Source organism: Pyxidicoccus sp. M6 (assembly GCF_055568925.1).
Window position 1 is genome coordinate 10,780,386 of sequence record NZ_CM145714.1, and the last position, 20,147, is coordinate 10,800,532.

The following is a 20,147-nucleotide window of genomic DNA, read 5'->3' on the forward strand; positions in this document are numbered from 1 at the left end:
ACGCCCTGTCTCGCGCGCCTGCCAGTGCATCCGCTCCCGTTCCTAGCTTGGAACTGAGTGCGGGGCGCGCCTGCCGCGGCCCCTGGGGAGGAGAGCACCATGAGTCTGGACACCCCGCGTGGGCGCACCGAGGGCGGCGCAGGACTTCCGCCCACCCTGACGCCCGACCGAGTCGAGCAACTGAGGGCCCTCCTGCGCGGCGGGCTCGTCCGGCCCGAGGACGCTGACTACGAGGAGAGCTGCCGTCTCTACAACGCCATGATTCGCAAGCGCCCGGCGCTCATCGCCCGGTGCGCCGACGTGGCGGACGTCATCGCCTCGGTCGCCTTCGCCCGCGCGCAGCGCGTCCCCCTGTCCATCCGCGGCGGCGGACACAACGGCGGCGGGCTCGGCCTCTGTGACGCGGGCCTGGCCATCGACCTGTCGCGCATGCGCGGCGTCCGGGTGGACCCGCTCGCGCGCACGGTGCGCGTCGCGGGCGGAAGCGTCTGGGGAGACGTGGACCACGCCACGCACGCCTTCGGGCTGGCCGTTCCCTCGGGCATCATCTCCACCACGGGCGTGGGAGGGCTCACCCTGGGCGGCGGCATCGGGCACCTCTCGCGGCGCTTCGGCCTCACCATCGACAGCCTGCTCGCCGTGGACATGGTGCTCGCCGACGGACGCTTCATCACCGCGAGCGAGGACCAGTACCCGGACCTGTTCTGGGCGGTGCGAGGCGGCGGCGGCAACTTCGGCGTCGTCACCTCGTTCCTCTTCCGCGCCCACCCGGTGGACACCATCCTCGGCGGGCCCACGCTGTGGCCCGTCGAGCGCACCGCCGAGGTGATGCAGTGGTACCGCGAGTTCATCCTCTCGGCGCCGGAGGAGCTCAACGGCTTCTTCGCCTTCATGACCGTCCCGCCCGGGCCGCCCTTCCCGAAGGAGCTGCACCTGAAGAAGATGTGCGCGGTGATGTGGTGCTACAGCGGAGACCCCGCGCGGGCGGATGAGCTGTTCGCTCCAGTGCTGGCGCTCCGCCCGGTGCTGCACGGCGTGCAGCCCATGCCCTTCCCCATGCTGCAGACCGCCTTCGACGCGCTCTACCCGCCAGGCCACCAGTGGTACTGGCGCGCGGACTTCGTGAAGGAGTTGAGCGACGCGGCCATCGCCCGGCACGAGGAGTTCGCCAGGCAGATGCCGACGATGCAGTCCTCCATGCACCTCTACCCCATCGACGGCGCGGTGCACCGGGTGGGCCCCAAGGACACCGCCTTCAGCTTCCGCGACGTGAAGTGGGCCGAGGTCATCGTCGGGGTGGACCCGTCACCGGCCCAGGCGCAGGCCATCACCACCTGGACGAAGGACTACTGGGAGGCGCTGCACCCCTACTCCGCGGGCGGCGCCTACGTGAACTTCATGATGGAGGAGGGCCAGGAGCGGGTGCAGGCGACGTACCGGGACAACTACGCCCGGCTGCTCGAGGTGAAGACCCAGTACGACCCGGAGAACCTCTTCCGCATCAACCAGAACATCCGCCCCACGGGCGCGGCGCTGCCTCACTGAGGCGCCGCGCGCCTGGCCTCACAGCTTCGCGAGGGCCGCCTCGTAGTTCGGCTCCTGGGCAATCTCGGGCACCTGCTCGGCGTGGAGGACCTTCCCCGTCTCATCGAGGACGACCACCGCGCGCGAGTAGAGCCCGGCCATGCCGCCGTCCTGGATGGTGACGCCGAACTGCCTGCCGAAGTCGCCGCGGAAGCCCGAGAAGGTCAGCGCCCTGTCGATGCCCTCGGCGCCGCAGAAGCGCTTGAGGGCGAAGGGCAGGTCCATGGAGACGTTGATGACGGTGACGCCCGGCTTCTCCGTCGCCCGCTTGTTGAACGTGCGCACCGACGTCGCGCACACGCTGGTGTCGACGCTGGGGAAGATGTTGAGCACGCGCTTGCCCGGGATGGACGAGAGCTTCTTGTCGGCGAGGTCCACGCCGGTGAGCGTGGCGTCCGGGGCCGCGCTGCCCACGGCGGGCAGGCTGCCCGCGGTGTGGATGGGATTGCCCTTCAGGGTGATGTTGGCCATGCGTGCCTCCTGGAATGGGAGCGGGCGCCCGTCGTAGCGACATCCCACGACGGGCGCCAGTGAATCAGGGGCGGAACGTTCCCCTGTGCGCGCTCGGCCTCGATGGCTCAGCGCTTCGGCGCCTTGCCGGTCGTCTCCGTGATGAACTCGACACGTCGGTTCAGGCGCTGCTCCTCGGGCGTGCTGTTCCCATTCAGCGGGCGGCTCGGTCCATAGCCCGTCGCGGTGAGGCGAGAGGCCGCGACGCCGCGCTGGATGAGGTACCTGCGCACCATGTCCGCGCGCTGCTGGCTCAGCCTGCGGTTGAGCTCCTCCGGACCGGTGTTGTCCGTGTGCCCCTCGATGCGGACCGAGAGCCGGCGGTGGGCCTTCAGGTAGTCCGCGATGGCATCCAACTGCCGCTTCTCCTCCTCCTGGAGGGCGAACTCTCCCGTCGGGAAGAGGACGTGGTGGTCCATCGGCGGGCCCGACACCTCGGCCGGAGGCGCCTCCTCGGGCGGAGGCGTCTTCTCGGGCGGCTGCTCGGTGGGCGTCTCCTTCGGAGCGGGGCAGCCGTTGTGCGCGGCGTCCCCGGCCTCCTTCGGGCAGGCGTCCTTGTCGTCCGGAATGCCATCGCCGTCCGTGTCGCGCACGGGGCAACCGCGATTCGCCGGGTCGCCGGGCTCCTTCGGGCAGGCGTCCTCGTCATCCGGAACGCCGTCGCCATCCGCGTCGGGCGCGGGGCAGCCCTTGTAGCGCGGGAGCCCCGGCTCGTTGGGGCACGCGTCCTCGCGGTCCACCACGGAGTCGCCGTCCGAATCGCGGTCCGGGCAGCCCTGGTTCTCCACGGCGCCGGCCTCCAGCGGGCAGCGGTCCTTCCCGTTGGCCACCGTGTCTCCGTCGTCGTCCTGGTCCGGGCACTGCTCGGGCGTGTGCGTCCGTCCAGCCTTGCACGGGTCCTCGCGCTCGGGCGGCGTGTGCGCCCAGGCGATACCCGCGTTGATGCGGAGCGAGGGCGTGCCCGGGATGTCCGTGAAGCCATGCCCCGCCATCGCGAAGGCCTCGAAGCCGCCGCCCACCGGCAGCCGCAGGCCGCCGAGCAGCTCCAGCGCCACGTCCGGCTCCACGAGCGACTCGGCCGCCTCCAGCGCGATTTCGCCGCGCAGTCCCTCGCCGCGCGTGGCCACCACCAGCCCCTGCTCCAGCTCGGTGCCGAAGTCGCGGCCGGGCTCGACCTCCGTCGAGCGAATCCTCACGCCCGCGCTGGCACCCAGCGACACCGGACCCACCTCGCGTCCCACTGCCACGCGGGGCGCAATCTGGAAGCCCGCCCAGCCGTCCTGCCGGCCGAAGGCGCTCGCCGTTCCGCCGGGCAGTCCGATGTCCAGGCCGAGGCCGAGGAACACCGGCGCGCCGTCCTCGCGGCGCAGCAGCGAGTAGCGCGCGCCCAGTTCCGGCGTCCCGAGCCCGAAGGACTTCGGCTCCGACACGCCGGCCAGCTCGTCCGCGCCACTGCCGCCCTGGGCGATGATGAGGGGCAGCTTCGCGGAGAGCTCCAGGCGGTCGGTGGGAGACCACGCACCGGCGAGCCAGCCCGCCACGCGGTAGTCGATGATGTCGCGCTCGATGCCATCACCGCCCTCCAGGAGCAGGATGCCGCGCTCGTAGCCGGCCATGAGCATCAGCCGGTAGCCGCCCTCGGGCAGCACGTGGCCCGTGTCCACGAACATCGAGTCGGTGGCACCGGGCTGGAAGCGCAGGCGCTCCAGGTCGATGGGAATGATGGGCCCGGCGCTCTGGGCCAGAGCGGCGGGGGCAAGGAAGACGGCCAGCAGCGCGGCCAGCGCCCGGCACGGAGCCTGTGTACGCAAGGAGAGGTCCATTCGCGAAGAAGGGGGTTCGTGCGAGCTGTTTCAGGAGCGGCGGCGGCGCAGCCCGCTCCACAAGGCCATTCCCACCAGGAGCACCAGCGACGAGGCCGTCCCGCTGCCCGTGCTCTGGCAGCCGCCTCCGGCGATGGACACCACCTGGGTCTGCACCGTCACCTCGAAGATGCACTGCGCGGAGTTGCCGGCCGCGTCCGTGGCGGTGATGGAGACGCGCGAGGTCCCCGCCGGGAAGCTGCTACCCGAGGGCGGCGATTCAGTCACCGTCGGGGTAGAGACGGCGTCGGTGACCTGGGTGGAGCCGTACGTCACGGGCGTGCCGGAGGGCCCCTCCGAGTTCACCGTCATGTTCCCCGGGCACGTCAGGGTCGGAGGCGTGGTGTCCTCGACGATGACCTGGAACGTGCACGTGGACGTGTTGCCCGCGGCGTCCGTGGCGGTGACGGTGACGTCCGTGGTGCCGAGCGGGAAGTTGCTGCCCGAGGCCGCCGAGTACGTCACGGTGGGGCTGGCGGTGACGTCGTCCGTCGCCGTCGCCGGAGTCCAGGTGACGGTGGCGCCCGAGGCGCTCGTGGCCTCCTCCCTCTGCGTCCCCGGACACGTGAGGGTGGGAGGCGTCGTGTCCCCGGCATTCCCGACGCTGAGGTCCACCGTGGCGACGGTGCTGTCCAGACCGCAGTCCCGGACCTGGTACGTGAAGCTGTCGGGGCCCGAGTAGCCCGGGGCGGGCGTGTACGTGAGGTTCGGCGGCGTGCCGCTCAGCGTCCCGTGGGCCGGAGGCGTGACGATGGTCCAGGTCAACGTCTGCCCCACGTCCGGGTCGTTGGCGACGAGGGTGATGGCGACGGGAACGCCGAACGCCGTGGAGAGCGACTGGGCCTGCACCGTGGGCGCGGTGTTGGCGACCACCGTCACCATGCGCCCGCCCGGAATGCCATTGGCGAAGACGGACAGGGCATACGGCCCCGTCGGGGCGTCAGCCGGGACGGTCACCGTCGCGCTCGTGGCGGACATCGCCGTCGCGGGCAGCGTCCAGAGCCGTCCGCCCTCGGCGCCCCGCAGCCGCACCAGGGGGAAGTCCGCCGGGGAATCCGCCTGATTGCCGCTGCCTCCACCCGAGATGCCCCGGAAGCGCTGTCCCTGGAGCGCGGTCGGGCAGGTCTGGAAGAGGACGTCCGGCTGACTCACCACGGGGCGCCCTGCCGGCTGCGCGCCGGTGCCCTCGAACAGCTCCGCGCTCGTCGCCGCGTTGCCGCCCGCGAGCAGCACCTCACCCGAGGGCAGCGCGGCGGCGATGAGCCCTCCGCGCGAGAGCGGGGCACTGACGGGCGTCCAGTCACGGATGGCGGGGTCGTAGACATCCGCCGTGGTGGCGGGCGTGCCCGGCGCGCTCTGGCCTCCTGCCACGAGGACCTTGCCCGACGGCGCGAGCGTCGCGGCGTGGAACGCGTGGGCCTGGGACAGCGCGGGGCCGGCGGCCCACGAGTTGGTGCCGGTGTCGTAGAGCTCCGTGGACGTGAGCGCCGCGGCGCCCGAGAGCCCGCCCGCCGCCAGCACCTGGCCGGAGGGCAGCAGCGTCAACGTGAGCCCCTCGCGGCCCTGCGCGAGGCCCGTGGCGGTGGCCCAGGTGTTGGTGGCCGGGTCGTAGACCTCCGCCGAGGCGAGCGCCACGCCGCCGGCATTACGTCCTCCCGCGACGAGCACCCGGCCATCCGGAAGCAGCGTGGCGGCATGCGCGGACCGGGGCGTGGCGAGGGAGGCCGCGGGCGTCCACGTGTTGGCGGTGGAGTCATACAGCTCCGCCGTCGCGAGCACCGTGGCCCCCTGCTGCCCGCCCACGACGAGCACCCGGCCGTCGGCGAGGAGCGTGGCGGTGTGGAAGTGACGGGCACCGGCGAGCGCCGCGGCCGGGCTCCAGGCATTGGTGGCCGCATCGTAGCGCTCGGTGGAGCCCACCGAGTTGCCTCCGCTCAGGCCACCGGCGACGAGCACTCCGCCAGAGCGCAGCACCGTCGCGGTGGCGCGCTCGCGGGGAATGGAGAGGGACGCCGCGAAAGTCCACGTGTTGGCCGCCCGGTCATAGAGCTGCGCCGTGGCGAGCGCCGCACCACCGCCGTCCCGGCCTCCGGCGACGAGGACGCGGCCCGTGGGCAGCAGGGCCACCAGGGGGTCTTCCCGGGTGCCACCCAGCACGCCCGCCGGGGTCCACGCGTTGACGCCCGGGTCGTAGAGCTCCGTGGCCGCGAAGAAGGTTGTGGGTCCGCTTCCGCTGTGGCCGCCCGTCACGAACACCTTGCCGGAAGGGAGCAGCGTCGCGGTGTGGTTCTCCCGCCCCGCGACCATGTTGCCCGCGGAGGACCACGTCCCGGTGGCGGGGTCATAGATTTCCGAGACCTGCTGCGCGGGCTGACTGAACTGGGAGCCGCCAGACACCAGCACCCGGCCGTCGGGCAACAGCGTGGCCATGTGGCCCGAGCGCACGAAGGCCATGCTGCCCGTGGCGGTCCACGTGTTGCTCGCCGGGTCGTACAGCTCCGCCTGGGACATGGCCTGGGTGGGGCCGAAGCCACCGGCCACCAGCACCCGGCCGTCCGGCAGCAGCGTGCTGGTGAAGTAGTGCCGCCCGACGAGGAGTGGCGCGACGGAGGTCCAGGTGCCCGTCGCGGGGTCATAGAGGTCGGCCCCGGGGACTTCACCACTGCCGCTGAAGCCGCTGATGGCCAGCACCCGGCCGTCCTGCAACCGCGTGGCGGAGTGCGCATTCCGGCCCGCCGTCATGCTGCCCGTGGCCGTGAAGGCATTGGTGGCGGGGTCGTACAGCTCGGCGGTGGCGACCCGGACTCCACCACTCGTCGTGCCACCGGCAATCAGCACCTGCCCCGAGCCGAGGAGGGTGACGGTGGGCTGGAAGCGGGCCTGCACCATGGCGCCCGTGGCCGACCACGTGTTCGTCGCGGGGTCGTAGAGGAGCCCGCTCGTGGCCGAACCGGGGAGCACGAGCACCCGGCCGTCGGGGAGCAGCAGCGCCTGCGTGATGATGCCGGGGCTGCCCGTCGTCCCCGCGGAGGTCCACGCGTTGGTGGCCGGGTCGTACAGCTCCGCGGCGGTGATGGCGCCCGTGCTGTTGCTGCCATTGACGACCAGGACCTTGCCGGAGCCGAGCAGCACGGCGGCATGCTGCGAGCGCGCACTGGCCATGGACGCCGTCGCGGTCCAACCGGGGGCCACGGCCAGCGGCGTGGAGGTGGAAGCCACGGCGTCGTGCTCGGCGGGCGCGGGGCTCTCCTTCGCACAGGAGAGCAGCAGCGCGCTCCCCACGAGCACCAGCGCCCTGCGCCAGACATCGCGATGTGACGGCATCACGGGAACTCCGATTCGAGGGACCGGTCAGGCTTATACACTCGCTCGGGGCCAACGTGGTTGCTTCTACAACCCGGCCCCGCCCTGTAGCGTCCCGTCGATGGATTCCCGCGTGTGCGGACCTACCCGTACGTCTCGCGCTTGATGCGCTTGTCGGAGATGCCCAGCGCGTGGAGGTGGCCGAGCACCGTCTCCATGAAGCGCGGTGTCGCGGGCGTGCGCGTCTCCAGCGCCTTGCGCCGGTCCCACGGAGTAATCGCCGGGCCGCACGCGTAGACGAGACAGGTGTCGCGGTCCGGAATCAGCTCCTCCAGGAGCGCCTCGCTCACGCGCCCCTTGCGCACGTGCGGGCCGAAGCGGGACTCGTCCGTCTCGCGGGTGAGGGTATGCACCACTCGCACGCGGTCCGGGTGTTCCAGCTCCAGGGTCTTGAGCTCGTCGCCGTAGAGCACGTCGCCCCACGTCTTGCTGGAGAAGAGGAACGTGTGGCGCGGCTTCAGCTTCCGGTGGAGCGCGTCCTTGAGGATGGCGAAGTTGGGCACCGCGCCGGAGCCCGCGACGAGGTGGACGATGTGCCCGGTGCGCTCCTCCACGTCGTCCGGCAGCACGTACGGGCCCATGAAGCCCGTCACCTTCATCCGCGCGCCGGTGAGCCGGCCGTGCACGAGGAAGGGGGACAACAGCGGCGGGTAGCGCGTGAGGCCGGGGATGAACTCCTCGTCCTTGACGGTGATGGCCACCAGCGGCTCGTGCGGCGCGGAGGCGAGCGAGTACGAGCGCTGCGGCTCCTTGCGGCCCTTCTGCTCCTGGAGGTACGCGCACAGCCGGCCGAGCGCGGGGAACTGGTGCGGGTCGATGTTGAGGAACTGCCCGGCCTTGTACTCCAGCGGCGCGCCGCCGAAGTCGAGGAACAGCGTGGCCGTGTCGTGCGTGTCCATGCGCACGCTGGCAACGGTGCACTCATATTCCACGGGCTTTCTACTTCCGCGTGACACGGGGGCTTCGGCGCTCATGCATCATCCCTTAGCCCAACCCGGGCCCCGGCGCCGAAGCCTTTGCGCCGTGCGTCTGACGCGCGGCGGCGTTCGTTCCGCCTTGTGAAACGTGGCCATGTCGAGGCAGAGCAGGTCTGTCCCGCGGTCGGTGGAGAGCGTTGGCTGTCCGACGGCCGGCCGTGCGGGCGTACGGCGGACGGGCGCCGGTGATGACCGGCGCGTGTCAGCAGGACTACATCTTCTGGTGGGTAGTGGCGGGACTGGAGCGCCCGGAGACATGGCCGCACGCCCGGGTTCCAGCCGAGTCATGCTCTCGGGGTCGTTCCGAGACGGAGGCAACGGACGCGTGCTGCGCATTCTCTTCGAGCTGATGGCCAGGCTGCCGGAAAAGGCGCGACGCCACGTGGTGCGCGCGCTGATGAACGGCGTCTGGGACACGCTGGCGCACGAGGTGGTGAAGGGACGGGAGAACATTCCAGAAGAGCCCTGTCTCTTCATCTGCAACCACCTGTCCAACGCGGACGGCTTCACACTGGAACGGGCCTTCCAGCCCCGGAAGGTGGCCTTCCTCGCGGGCGTGAAGCTGCAGAGCACGACGATGACGCGGCTGGCGTCGGAGGTGATGGACACCATCGCCATCAAACCGAACTCGCCGGACATCGAGGCGATGCGGCGCGCGGTGGAGACGCTCAAGGGCGGCAAGTCCGTGCTCATCTTCCCGGAGGGCGCGCGCAGCCGCACCGGCGCGTTGCTCGAGGCGAAGAAGGGCGTGTCGCTGATTGCGAAGCGCGCGGGCGTGCCGGTGGTGCCGGTGGCGCTCCAGGGCACCGAGAAGCTGATGCCCATCAATGACAGGGACATGGGCGGGGAGCGGCTCTACGAGGCGGACGTCATCGTGCGCTTCGGCAAGCCGTTCCGCGTGGAGGACCTGGAGCCGGAGGTGGCCGGGGCCAGTGACGCGCGTCAGGCGCTGGTGGACGCGATGATGCGCCGGGTGGCCGGATTGCTCCCCGAGCGGTACCGCGGCGTCTATGGCGACGACCCGGCTTCCGAGCCCGTGAGACGGCAATCGTCGGAGCAGCCCTCCGCTCCGGCGCCGTGAGCCGTCGCGCGGCCCGCGGGAGCCCGGCCTGGAATGAGTCGTTGCGGCCCGCGCCGGGACGCGGACAATGGGCGGCGCCGTGACGACTCCCAGAAGCGACGAACAGGTCTACATATCCACCCTGCCCGGACTGGAGCCCGCGCTGGAGGCGGAAGCCGCCGCGCTGGGCTGGAAGCCGCTCCGCATGGAGGGCGGCATCGAGCTGACAGGGCCCGCGGGTCTGCACCAGGAGGCCAACCTCCGCCTGCGCACCGCCAGCCGTGTGTTGCTGCGCCTGGGCGCGTTCCGCGCGGGAGACTCCGACACGCTCGCCGACCGGCTCGGCGCGCTGGACCTGTCACGCGTCTGGGACAGCCGCACGCCGCCCAAGCTGTCGGTGAGCATGCACCGCTCGCAGGTGCCGGGGACGGATGTGGTGTTCTCCGCCGCCGCGTATGCGTGGGGCCTGCCCTCGCTGGAGCAGGCGGGAGCGCTCGACGAGGAGGGCGGAGGCACGGGCCTCACGTTGCTGGTGCGCGTGGAGGGTGACTCATTCACCGTGAGCGCGGACACGAGCGGCGAGCCGCTGCACCGGCGCGGCTACCGGCAGGAGGTGAGCCGCGCGCCGCTACGCGAGACGCTCGCGGCGGGCATCCTGCGGCTCGCGGGGTACGAAGGCACGGAGCCACTGGTGGACCCGATGTGCGGCTCGGGCACGTTCCTCGTCGAAGGCGCGTGGATGTCCATGCGTCGTGCGCCGGGGCTGATGCGTCACTTCGCCTTCGAGTCGTTCCCTTCCTTCGACGCGGAGGCCTGGGCCCGGCTCAAGGCGCGCGTGGAAGCGGAGGCACTGCCGGTGCCTCGCGCGGCGCTCCATGGCTTCGACATCAACGCGGGCTCGCTGGGCACGGCGCGGCGCAATGCGCGGCGTGCGGGCGTGACGCTCACGCTGGAGCGCCATGACGTGCGCACGCTGGCGGCGCCCGCGGCAGGACCCGGGCTGGTGGTTGCGAATCCACCGTATGGCAAGCGCGTGGGTGAGGCGGAAGACCTGCCCGGGCTGTACAAAGCACTGGGCCATACGCTGCGGCGCGGCTTCTCGGGCTGGCGCGCGGCGGTGATTCTCCCTGACGACAACACGCTGGTGAAGGCACTGGACCTGCCAGAAGCGCGGAACCTCCCCGTGCGCAACGGCGGCCTGCGGTGCCGCCTGCTGCTCACGAATCCTTCGTCCGCGCGGCCATGAGCCGGAGTGGGGTGGATTGGCAGGGGCTCACGGCTGGATGGGCGCCCTGTACCCTCGTCCCCAGAAGACGAAGAGCGAGAGCGCGACGAGCAGGAAGTTGAACGGAGTATTCGCGGCCTCGCCACGCGAGACGTGGAAGACAATCGCGCTGAACTGGAGCGCCGCGCAGCCCAGCGCGGCGAGGACCGTCAGGCCCGGTTTGATACGCGCGAGCGCGGGCAGGACGATGCCAAGCCCGCCGCACAGGTCGACCACCGCCGTCGCGTACAGGAACGCCGCCGGAACCTGTCCCGCCCACGGAATCATCGCCGCGAGCTGCGGGACGGGAGTCATCAGCTTCCAGAGGCCCGTGCCCGCGAAGACGAGCCCCAGGAGCGCCTGGACGACCCACAGGCCAACGTGAAGAGCTTTGGACGGCGTCGCGCTGCCGCCGACCGGAGCAGCCATGGCATTTCTCGGGGTCATGCTGGTTACCTTTGTGTGCCTGGTCACAAATAGTGACCTTGGCTAACTTGCATACCGCGCGGACGCCGTGAAGGAGGCACATTGAAGTCACCAGGTAACGGCAAGATGACCAGGAGCTACGACGACGACTGCGTCGCGACGCGCGAAATCCTGAGTCTCGTCGGCGACAAGTGGAGCGTGCTGGTCATCGTCAACCTCGGCGAAGGCACGATGCGCTTCAGCGACCTCAAGCGCGCCATCGAGGGAATCTCGCAGCGCATGCTGACCCTCACGCTGCGCAACCTCGAGCGAGACGGGCTCGTGACGCGGACCGTGTTCCCGACGATTCCGCCGCGCGTGGACTATGAGCTCACGCGGCTCGGACGAACGCTGCTCGAACCGGTGACGGTGCTCGCGACCTGGGCGCAACAGCACCGGCCGGAAATCCAGCGCGCCCGCGAGGCCTTCCAACGCGCCGCGAAGTCGAAGTGAGCGCGCCCCCTCGCTCCCCGAGGAACCTCGGGCCTCGCCCCCACGCCGCAGTGCGTCTGAGCCTGCCTGGCGGACAGCCGGGCTGCGCAATTTGCGCAATGACAGACGTGAAACACGGAATTGAGTGAAAGCCGCGCACTCACGAGCCGGCAGCCGGGCGAGGCGATACAGACCCTATTTACATCCATGTCTCAGGCACTGGAGCATTCCCACCACATGGGTCTGCTCCGAGCCTTCTTCTTCGTACCCACGGAATCTCCCCTCCCCTCCAGGTCCTCGCGGCTCGCGGCCCTTGGCACCGTGCTGCTCCTCGTGCTGATGCTGGCGCCCCCGGCCCACGCGGCGGCGACACAGGCAACGGTCCACGTGGTGGACGGCTGGCGCTACCGCTGGGGCGACTCCCCGCTCGGAGCCGACAAGACTCCGGACTGGGCGAAGCTGTCGGGCACGGAGGACGGCTGGCAACCCGTGGCCGCGTACCGCGAGCCGCCGGGCCGGGGCACCCAGACGATGCTCTGGCTGAGCATCCCCATCCCGGACGGGCCGTGGCAGGAGCCCACGCTCTACCTCGGCAACGTCGCCACCGCCTTCGAGGTCTACGCTGGCGGCCAGCGCCTCTACGCGAGCGGGACGATAAATCCCTCCGACCGCGAGCGCATGGACAACATGTCCTGGCACCTCGTGCCGCTGCCGCCCGCGATGAAGGGCCAGCGCGTGCTGCTGCGAATCCAGAGCAGCGGTCCCACCGTCGGCGTGACGCGCGACGTGCTGGTGGGCGCGCAGCACGAGCTGCTGGGCGCCGCGACGCGCACCGGACTGGCGCCCTTCGTCATGGGCGTGGTGCTGATTGCCATCGCCCTGGTGTCCGCGGGCGCCGCCGCAGTGCGCCGTCAGGGGCGGCTGCTCGTGGCCCTCACCGTCTTCTCCGCGGGCTCGGGCGTGCTCATGCTCGGCGCGAGCGGCCTGTTCATGTCGCTCTGGAACGACCCCACGCTGGGAACGCGCCTCATCCTGCAGGGCTCCTACGGCATCCTCCCCGGCCTCGCGTGGTTCGTCTCGGACATGGTGGGCGAGGGCCGGCTGCGCTGGTTCCGCCGGTTCGCGGCGGTGGTCTCCGTCCCGGCCGTGCTCCTGTCGGTGCTCGTCATCGTCGACGCGCCCACGGCCATCTGGCTCCTGAACCCGTTCGTCCTCTACTCGATGCCCGGCATGTTCGTCTGCTTCGGCGTCGTGGCCGTGGAGGCCTGGAAGGGCAACGTCGATGCCCGCATCTTCGCCGCCGGCCTGGGCTTCGTCCTCCTGTTCTTCGTCCTCAGCATCCTCCCCATGCTCGGCCTGGCGCAGACGGGCGTCAGCCTGGTCCACTGGGGCTTCCTGGTGCTCACGCTGTCGCTGGTGGGAATCGTTGGACGTCGCTCCTCGCTGGTGGTCAGCGCGCTCGCGCTGCACACGCGCCAGCTCGAGTCGCGCAGGACGGAGGTGCGCCAGCTCGCCGACAGCATGGGCAGCGGCGCCGGAGAGCTGGCCGCGGTGGCGCAGCAGCTCCGCGCCACGGCGGAGGAGCAGACGGCCGGCATCAGCCGTCAGGCCACGGCGCTCCAGCAGCTCGAGGCGACGGTGGAGGAAATCCGCCAGAGTTCCCACGTGACGGCCGACAAGACGCGCATCCTCGCCTCCTCCGCGGAGACGGCCGAGCAGGTGGGCCGCGACGGCGGCGCCGCGCTGGAGCGCACGCTGGCGGACCTCTCCGCCATCCGCACCGAGGTGTCCGAGATGGCTCGCCACATCCTCGCGGTGGAAACGCGCACGCGCGAAGTCACCGGCATCGTGGACGCGGTGAAGACACTGGCGGACCAGTCCAACATGCTGGCCATCAACGCGGCGATTGAGGCGGTGCGCAGCGGTGACAGCGGCAAGGGCTTCGGCGTGGTGGCGCGGGAGATGCGCAGCCTCGCGGACCAGTCCATCCGGGCCACCGAGCGCATCCGCGACGTGCTCGACGGCGTGAGCGCCAGCATGCGCGAGGCCGCGAAGGTCAGCGAGCAGGGCGAGCAGCGCGTGCGCGGAAGCGTGGACGCGGTGCGCACCTCGGGCGCGCAGCTCCAGAAGCTGGCCGCCATCATCAGCGACACCAGCTCCAGCGTGCGCCAGATTACCGCCGCCGTGGCCCAGCAGGACGCAGGCACCGCCCAGATTGCCCAGGCCATCCAGGAGCTGTCCGGGCAGATGAAGCGCACGCTGAAGGTGGTGGAGGAGACGCGCACCGTCACGAGCTCCGTGCAGTCGGTGGCCGAGCGCCTGTCCGGCCTCGCCCAGCAGGCCCTCGGCTCCGGCACGCTCGACACACAGGCGGCGCCGGCGCGGTAGCGCGTCTACCCCGGCCTGCGCAGGGACTGGCGCAGGCGCTCCGCCTCGGCGCGGTGCACGCAACCGTCCACGTGGTCGTTCACCATGCCCATCGCCTGCATGAAGGCGTAGGACGTGGTGGGCCCCACGAAGCTCCAGCCGCGCTGGCGCAGCTCCTTCGACAGCGCGACGGACTCGGGTGTGGTGGGCATGCTCCGCAGCACCTCCCACGTGAGGCGCCGGGGCCGGCTGTCCTCCGAGGGCTCGAAGCGCCAGAGGAACGCCGCGAGCGAGCCCTCCTGCTCCACCAGCTCGCATGCGCGGCGCGCGTTGTTCACCACGGACTCAATCTTGCCCCGGTGGCGGATGATGCCCGCGTTGCCCAGCAGCCGCTCCACGTCCTTCGAGGTGAAGTGCACCAGGCGCGTGAAGTCGAAGCCGAGGAACGCCTCGCGGAAGGCCTCGCGCTTGCGGAGGATGGTGAGCCAGCTCAGGCCCGACTGGAAGCCTTCGAGGCAGAGCTTTTCGAAGAGGCGTCGGTCCTCCGTCACCGGCCGGCCCCACTCCGTGTCGTGATACGCGATGTAGTCCGGCGCGCTCCCCGCCCAGCGGCATCGCAACCTTCCGTCCACTCCCTCGACGAGTCCTTCCATCATCCGCGCATCCTCGCACGTCGCGCGCGCCGCTTTCGACGCATGTGAAGCACCCGCCGGACATGCGGTACGTGCAGTGAGCCAGCGCGTCTCGCGCGGTTTCGTATTAGGGAGAAAGGCCGTGGAGACGTGGCTCACACCGTTCGACGCACCCCCCGCGCCGCATGACGTCGCGGGCCGCTTCCCGAGTCCGTTCGACGAGCAGGGCCCTCACGTGCTTGCTCGCCGGGCGGCGGAGCAGCTCCAGGCGGAGCTCCGCGCGGGGCACGTGGCCCCCGGGATTCCGGCCGCGCTGCTCGACAGCCGCGAGGGCGGGAAGATGTTCGGCGTGCTCGTGGTGAGCGAGCCCGGTGGACGCATCGGGTTCCTGCGAGCCTTCTCCGGAATGCTCGCGGGACGGTGGGATGTGCCGGGCTTCGTGCCGCCGCTGTTCGAGCGGGAGGTCCGCTCCAGGCTGGAGCCCGAGGGCGAAGCGTTGGTGAAGGCGCTTCATGGGCGTGCGGAGGAACTGCGCACGTCGCCGGAGTTGGTGGAGCTGCGGGCGGCGCGCGAATCACAGCAGGCGCGACATGCGGCGGAGCGCGCCGCGATGCGCGGCCGGCACGAGGAGCGGCGGAAGCAACGTCATGCGCGCAGGGCAGCGCTCGCGGATACGGAGCGCGCGGCCCTCCATGCGTTGGACCAGGAGAGCCGGGGTGACAAGGCGGAAGCGCGTCGGATGGATGCGGCACAGGAAGAAGAACGGCGCACACTCGCGTCGAAGCTGAAGCGACTGGAGCGGCGGCTCGGAGCACTGGACCGGCTGCGGCGCATCGTCAGCCGTGCGCTCATGAAGCGGCTCCATGACACGTACGTGGTGCCGAACGCGCGGGGTGAGCGCCGTCCCCTTCGCGCGCTGTTCACCTCGGGCGAGCCGCCTTCCGGTGCCGCGGACTGCGCCGCGCCGAAGCTCCTCGCGCACGCGTACAGGCTCGGGCTTCAGCCGCTGGCGCTCGCGGAGTTCTGGTGGGGCGCTCCGCCTCCTTCGGGTGGCCGCGTCTCCGGTGCGTTCTATGCCGCGTGCCGAGACAAGTGCGGGCCCCTGCTCCCGTACATGCTGGAGGGCCTGTCCGTCGCTCCGCCCCGGGCCTTCGCGCCTCCCGCGCCGACGAGTGACGGACTGTCCATCCTCTTCGAGGACACCTGGCTCGTCGTGGTGGACAAGCCGCACGGCCTGCTCTCCGTGCCCGGCCGGGAGGCGTCGCTGACGGACTCCGTGCTCACGCGACTGCGCGAGCGGTATCCCCATGCGACGGGCCCGCTGCTCGTCCACCGGCTCGACCTGGACACTTCGGGGCTGTTGGTCGCGGCGCTCGACGCGCGGACTCATGCGACGCTCCAACGCCAGTTCCTCCATCGCGAGGTGCACAAGCGCTATGTCGCCTGGGTCCAGGGGCTCGTGAAGGGCGAGCGCGGCACCATCGACTTCCCCATGCGCGTGGACCTCGATGACCGGCCCCGGCAGATTCACGACCCCGTGCACGGAAAGCCCGCGGTGACGGAGTGGCAGGTCCTGGAGCGCCTGGGTGAGCGCACGCGCGTGGCCTTCTTCCCTCACACCGGCAGGACGCACCAACTCCGCGTGCACGCGGCGCATCCGCTCGGCCTGGGCGCGCCCATCGTCGGAGACCGACTCTACGGCCACCCCGGTGAGCGCCTGTTCCTGCACGCGGAGGCGCTGACGTTCCTCCACCCGGGCACGGGGCAGCGCGTCTCCTTCGAGCGGCCCGCGCCCTTCTGAACAACGTTGCCCCATCCGCCAGACGCAGCGCTCGAGCAGCAATCGTAGAGATAGTTGTCGCGCGCGCACCATTCGTCCCTCTTTCGTCCCACGCGCAACACCGAGGCGTACGGCCTCGATATTGGGTTGCAGCACGTCCGCTCTTGGGGGGCGGACCGCAGGGGGAGAAAGCACATGGGGGACCTGTCTATTGGGGGAAGCAGTCCCGAAGTCCGTCTGAATCCAGCGCCAGAGCCGCGTGAAGACGCAGCGGCCAACGGGCCGGACTCGGGGCCACCGGCGCACGAAGCAGCACCCACGCCGGACACCGTGGACCAGCAGGCGCGGGAGGCGGAGCGAAGAGCCGAGCAGGCCCGCCGGGAAATGGAAGAGGCCCTGCGCCGCGAGCGGGAAGCCGTCGAGCAGCAGGAACGGCAACGGGCGCAGGAGCAGGCCGCGGCGAAGAAGGCAGAGGCCTCGCGAATGCTCCGCCTCGCCAGCGGGCTGCGCGACATGGGCGCGCAGCTCCGAGGTCAGAGCCAGTTCTCCGAGCGTTCAGGCGACGCGGAAGCGCGGCTCGGGCAGGCCGGTGCACCCGCCTCGCCATCCCTGCCCGCCGGGCCCGTCTTCAAGGCGAGCAGCTTCCAGAGCATGGACATGCGCACGGCCTTCGCCGCCAAGGCCACCGAGCCGGGCTTCAACGGCACGCTTCGGAGCGACCTGCCCTCGGAGCGGCCCATCATCAACGTGCCCGACGCGCCCTGGGTGGGAGCCACCGAGGATGAGTGGCGGGGATGGAACGAGCAGTTCCGCAAGTCCATCGCCGAGCCCGAGCTGCAGGCGAAGGCGAAGACGAACCTCGTCGACGTGCTCGGCGCGGGCGTCAACGCGCTGATGCGCGACGAGAAGGGCAACGTGCGCAACACCCAGGCCTATGTCGCGGGACGCTCCAACGTGCTCGGCAACCGCGACGTGCCTGCCTTCTTCCGGTACTTCCCCGACGACAAGAACCCGCGGATGCAGCTCTATACGCTCTGCCGGGACAGCAACCCGATGGACCCGTCGAATCGCAAGAACTGGGCTACCTTCGAGGTCGCCGGCCCCTTCTTCAAGGCCTACAACGACCCCGTCTACACGAACCATCGGCTGGGCACGAACTCGGCCCTCGGCTTCCCGAACTCGGGCACCGAGGAAGTCACCAGGGACACGAAGTGGCCGTTCGCCCAGGACCCGGAGGTGCGCGGGTTGCTCGACGCGCTCCCCCCGGGTGGCACGCTCAAGGTGCAGCACTTCCAGAACGGATGGATGGTGCTGATGGGCACCAACAAGGTGCAGTCCTTCACCGAGGACGGGAAGCGGATGGGCTCGCCCTACGCGGTCGACGGCATGGGCTCCGGCTCGCTCACCCCGCCGGGCTTCGTCGGAGTGCGGAACGGCCGGCTGTCACTGGACGGCAAGCCCTTCCGCCACGTCACCGCCAACATCCAGCCGCTCCTCTTCGAGACGCCCGAGCAGCTCACCACCGATTTGGACGGCCTCCAGCGGCACGGCGTGAAGGAGGTGCGCGTCGCGCTCGCGAACAGCGAGATGAGCGCCCAGGAGATTGGCGACCGGCTCCAGCGCGCGCTCGACGAGTGCGAGAAGCGCGGCATCAAGATGACGCTCGTGCTGGCGGGCAACTACAGCGAGTCCCGCTACAACCTCTGGACGCCTGACGGCCACCCCGAGCACGGGCAGAAGTGGAAGGCCGGCGCGCTGCGGCCCGGCGGCGACGAGAAGTTCCTCGTCGACGACCCCAACCCCGCCTTCAAGTCCAAGCTGCTCGGCCACGACTGGATTACGGGGGGCTACAAGCAGAACTACCTGCCCTTCGTGGACACGCTCGTCACGCGCTTCAAGGACAACAAGAACATCCTCGCGTGGGAAATCGCGGGCGAGCTGAAGGACCCCACGGGCGACGGCAAGGCGCTGGTGACGTTCATGCGAGACATGGCCGCGCGCATCAAGGCCATCGACCCGAACCACCTCATCACCCCGGGCATCGTCTCCACCCGGCAGGCGGGCCTGAACGATTCCCAGAAGGTGGCGCTCTACGGCGACCCCAACATCGACTACGTCAGCGTGCACAAGTACGACGACGAGCCCGAGGACGACTGGGAGCTGGCCGCGAACCTCCAGAAACCGTACGTCATCGCGGAGTCGGGCTTCGACGGAGGCAGCGACGCGGCGGCCTCCACGAAGAAGCTGAGCAAGTACTTCGACACGCTGTTCAACGACCAGCGCGCGGACTCCGTGGGCCTGTGGGGCGTGGAGTTCGGCGTGCCCCACGGCGCCGGTGACGACAAGTACTTCCGGGGCGACCAGCAGGAGGCCATCTTCGCCCTCTGGAAGCAGTGGACGGAGACGTTCAGCAAGGGCTGAGCGGCGCTATCCGCCGTGGGAGGGGGCCTCGCCCAGCGCGGCCTCCTTCACGGCGCGCAGCCGCGCTCGCACCTCGGCCAGGTTGGTGCCGTCGTAGCGCAGCGCGTTCGGGTGCGAGAAACCCTCGTTCCACGGCTGCGCGGGGACGATGACGAGCCCGCGCGGCCTCCACGTGAGCCAGCGATGGATGTACTCCGGCCAGTCGTCCACCAGCACCTTCCCGTAGACGAGCCCCTTGTCCATGGTGACGGTGACGCGCGCGTCCGGCACGTGCGCCTGGCACCACTGGAGCTTCTCCGCCCACGCATTCGTCGAGCTCGACGGGCCCTTGGTGAGCACGTGCAGCTCGAACTCCAGCGCGCGCAATTCGTTGAGCACGTCGAAGCCGTGCTGCCGCCGCTCCAGCCGCGCCCACCAGCCCGGCTGCCCGCGGATGAGCTCCTGCCGTGCCCGCAGCCACGGAGTGTCCTCGAACTGCTCCGTGAGCGCAGGCTCGCCGGGACTGCGCAGCCGCTCCAAATCCCGCAGCATGGCTCCCTGGTAGTCGCAGAGCGTCCCGTCCATGTCGACGAGCGCCACCAACTCCGACCGCTTCACCGTCTCCGCCATGAGGGCCGTTCTACTCCAGCCCGGACGGTGGCCGCTCGTGCGCGGCCCACCGTGCGGGCTCAGGCGCCCGCGGGCTCCGGGGCCTCGGAGGACTCCGGCGCGGACGGCTCCGTCTCGGACGGCACGGTGGGCTTCACGCCCAGCTCGCGCGTCAGCTTCGGCGTCACGCCCGTCTCCGCCAGCAGCCGCTCCAACTGCACGCGCGCGCGGCGGTTCTCCCGGTGCACCTTGCGCCCGAGAATCAGCTCGTTCTTCAGCGAGTGCTCCCAGCCCGTCAGCTCCGTCACCGTCACCTGGTAGCCGAAGGCCTCCAGCGTCAGCGCGCGGATGACGTTGGTGAGGTGCGAGCCGAACTCCCGCCGGTGCCAGGGGTGCGAGTACAGGAGCGACAGCGAGCCGCTCGTCGCCACCACCGGGCGCTTCTCCTTGAGCTGCGCGGCCACCTCCGCCTGACAGCACGGCACCACCGCCACGTGGTCCGCCCCGTGGCGGATGGCCGCCACCAGCGCGTCGTCCGTCGCGGTGTCGCACGCGTGCAGCGCCATCAAGAGGTGGATGCGCTCCGGATATTGCGCCTGGTCGATGTGCGCCGTCTGGAACTGCATCCGCTGGAAGCCCAGCCGCTCCGCGCGCCCCTTCGCGCGCTCGGTCAGCTCCGGGCGTCCTTCAATCGACAGCAGCGTGCCGCTGGGCGCGTCCTTGAGGTACAGCTCGTACAGGACGAAGCCGAGGTAGGCGTTGCCGCTGCCCGCGTCCACCAGCACGGCGTCCTTGTGGCGCGCCTGCACGTCTTCAATCGCGGGGCGCAGCAGGCCCATCAG

At 70.7% G+C, this 20,147-nt stretch carries 15 protein-coding genes; 7 read left to right on the forward strand and 8 right to left on the reverse strand.

Going from position 1 to position 20,147, the window contains the following annotated elements:
- The first annotated feature begins 99 nt into the window (after positions 1 to 99).
- On the forward strand, positions 100 to 1,545 hold the full coding sequence (locus ACVTJA_RS42190) for an FAD-binding oxidoreductase (RefSeq protein ID WP_465829166.1): 1,446 nt from the start codon (positions 100 to 102) through the stop codon (positions 1,543 to 1,545).
- Between the two features lie 18 nt (positions 1,546 to 1,563).
- Here the strand turns inward: ACVTJA_RS42190 and tpx are convergent, their stop codons facing one another.
- The 4 genes from tpx to ACVTJA_RS42210 form a co-directional block, all read right to left on the reverse strand.
- Positions 1,564 to 2,055 (reverse strand): thiol peroxidase, encoded by a 492-nt coding sequence (gene tpx, locus ACVTJA_RS42195; RefSeq protein WP_465829168.1) that lies wholly within the window; start codon positions 2,053 to 2,055, stop codon positions 1,564 to 1,566.
- A 107-nt stretch (positions 2,056 to 2,162) separates the two neighbouring features.
- Positions 2,163 to 3,905 carry an OmpA family protein gene (locus tag ACVTJA_RS42200; RefSeq protein ID WP_465829169.1) on the reverse strand — a complete coding sequence of 581 codons (1,743 nt, stop codon included), beginning with the start codon at positions 3,903 to 3,905 and terminating at the stop codon, positions 2,163 to 2,165.
- Positions 3,906 to 3,947: 42 nt separating this feature from the next.
- On the reverse strand, positions 3,948 to 7,280 hold the full coding sequence (locus ACVTJA_RS42205) for an HYR domain-containing protein (protein WP_465829171.1): 3,333 nt from the start codon (positions 7,278 to 7,280) through the stop codon (positions 3,948 to 3,950).
- A gap of 122 nt (positions 7,281 to 7,402) precedes the next feature.
- On the reverse strand, positions 7,403 to 8,293 hold the full coding sequence (locus tag ACVTJA_RS42210) for a ferredoxin reductase domain-containing protein (protein ID WP_465829172.1): 891 nt from the start codon (positions 8,291 to 8,293) through the stop codon (positions 7,403 to 7,405).
- Between the two features lie 328 nt (positions 8,294 to 8,621).
- On the opposite strand from ACVTJA_RS42210, the gene ACVTJA_RS42215 reads away from it, so the two are divergent.
- Both ACVTJA_RS42215 and ACVTJA_RS42220 read left to right on the forward strand, forming a co-directional pair.
- On the forward strand, positions 8,622 to 9,377 hold the full coding sequence (locus tag ACVTJA_RS42215; protein ID WP_465829173.1) for a lysophospholipid acyltransferase family protein: 756 nt from the start codon (positions 8,622 to 8,624) through the stop codon (positions 9,375 to 9,377).
- 67 nt (positions 9,378 to 9,444) lie between these two features.
- The gene (locus ACVTJA_RS42220) at positions 9,445 to 10,602 is read left to right on the forward strand and encodes a THUMP domain-containing class I SAM-dependent RNA methyltransferase (RefSeq protein WP_465829174.1); all 1,158 of its coding nucleotides are present in this window, start codon (positions 9,445 to 9,447) and stop codon (positions 10,600 to 10,602) included.
- A 27-nt stretch (positions 10,603 to 10,629) separates the two neighbouring features.
- Here ACVTJA_RS42220 and ACVTJA_RS42225 read toward each other — a convergent pair whose 3' ends face one another.
- On the reverse strand, positions 10,630 to 11,049 hold the full coding sequence (locus ACVTJA_RS42225) for a DoxX family protein (protein WP_465829175.1): 420 nt from the start codon (positions 11,047 to 11,049) through the stop codon (positions 10,630 to 10,632).
- A gap of 99 nt (positions 11,050 to 11,148) precedes the next feature.
- Here ACVTJA_RS42225 and ACVTJA_RS42230 point away from each other — a divergent pair, with 99 nt between their 5' ends.
- A complete protein-coding gene (locus ACVTJA_RS42230; RefSeq protein ID WP_465829176.1) occupies positions 11,149 to 11,538 on the forward strand; it encodes a winged helix-turn-helix transcriptional regulator in 390 nt (129 codons plus the stop codon).
- A gap of 216 nt (positions 11,539 to 11,754) precedes the next feature.
- A complete protein-coding gene (locus tag ACVTJA_RS42235; RefSeq protein WP_465829177.1) occupies positions 11,755 to 13,905 on the forward strand; it encodes a methyl-accepting chemotaxis protein in 2,151 nt (716 codons plus the stop codon).
- 5 nt (positions 13,906 to 13,910) lie between these two features.
- On the opposite strand, the gene ACVTJA_RS42240 is transcribed toward ACVTJA_RS42235, so the two are convergent.
- The gene (locus ACVTJA_RS42240; protein WP_465829179.1) at positions 13,911 to 14,540 is read right to left on the reverse strand and encodes a DNA-3-methyladenine glycosylase I; all 630 of its coding nucleotides are present in this window, start codon (positions 14,538 to 14,540) and stop codon (positions 13,911 to 13,913) included.
- Positions 14,541 to 14,658: 118 nt separating this feature from the next.
- On the opposite strand from ACVTJA_RS42240, the gene ACVTJA_RS42245 reads away from it, so the two are divergent.
- The gene (locus tag ACVTJA_RS42245) at positions 14,659 to 16,317 is read left to right on the forward strand and encodes an RluA family pseudouridine synthase (RefSeq protein WP_465829181.1); all 1,659 of its coding nucleotides are present in this window, start codon (positions 14,659 to 14,661) and stop codon (positions 16,315 to 16,317) included.
- A gap of 174 nt (positions 16,318 to 16,491) precedes the next feature.
- Positions 16,492 to 18,717, forward strand: coding sequence for a glycoside hydrolase 5 family protein (locus ACVTJA_RS42250; protein WP_465829183.1), 2,226 nt, complete (start codon positions 16,492 to 16,494; stop codon positions 18,715 to 18,717).
- 6 nt (positions 18,718 to 18,723) lie between these two features.
- Here ACVTJA_RS42250 and ACVTJA_RS42255 read toward each other — a convergent pair whose 3' ends face one another.
- Together ACVTJA_RS42255 and ACVTJA_RS42260 are read right to left on the reverse strand one after the other, a co-directional pair.
- The gene (locus ACVTJA_RS42255; RefSeq protein ID WP_465829185.1) at positions 18,724 to 19,326 is read right to left on the reverse strand and encodes a 5' nucleotidase, NT5C type; all 603 of its coding nucleotides are present in this window, start codon (positions 19,324 to 19,326) and stop codon (positions 18,724 to 18,726) included.
- Positions 19,327 to 19,385: 59 nt separating this feature from the next.
- Positions 19,386 to 20,144, reverse strand: coding sequence for a class I SAM-dependent methyltransferase (locus ACVTJA_RS42260; protein ID WP_465829187.1), 759 nt, complete (start codon positions 20,142 to 20,144; stop codon positions 19,386 to 19,388).
- Positions 20,145 to 20,147 lie beyond the last annotated feature (3 nt).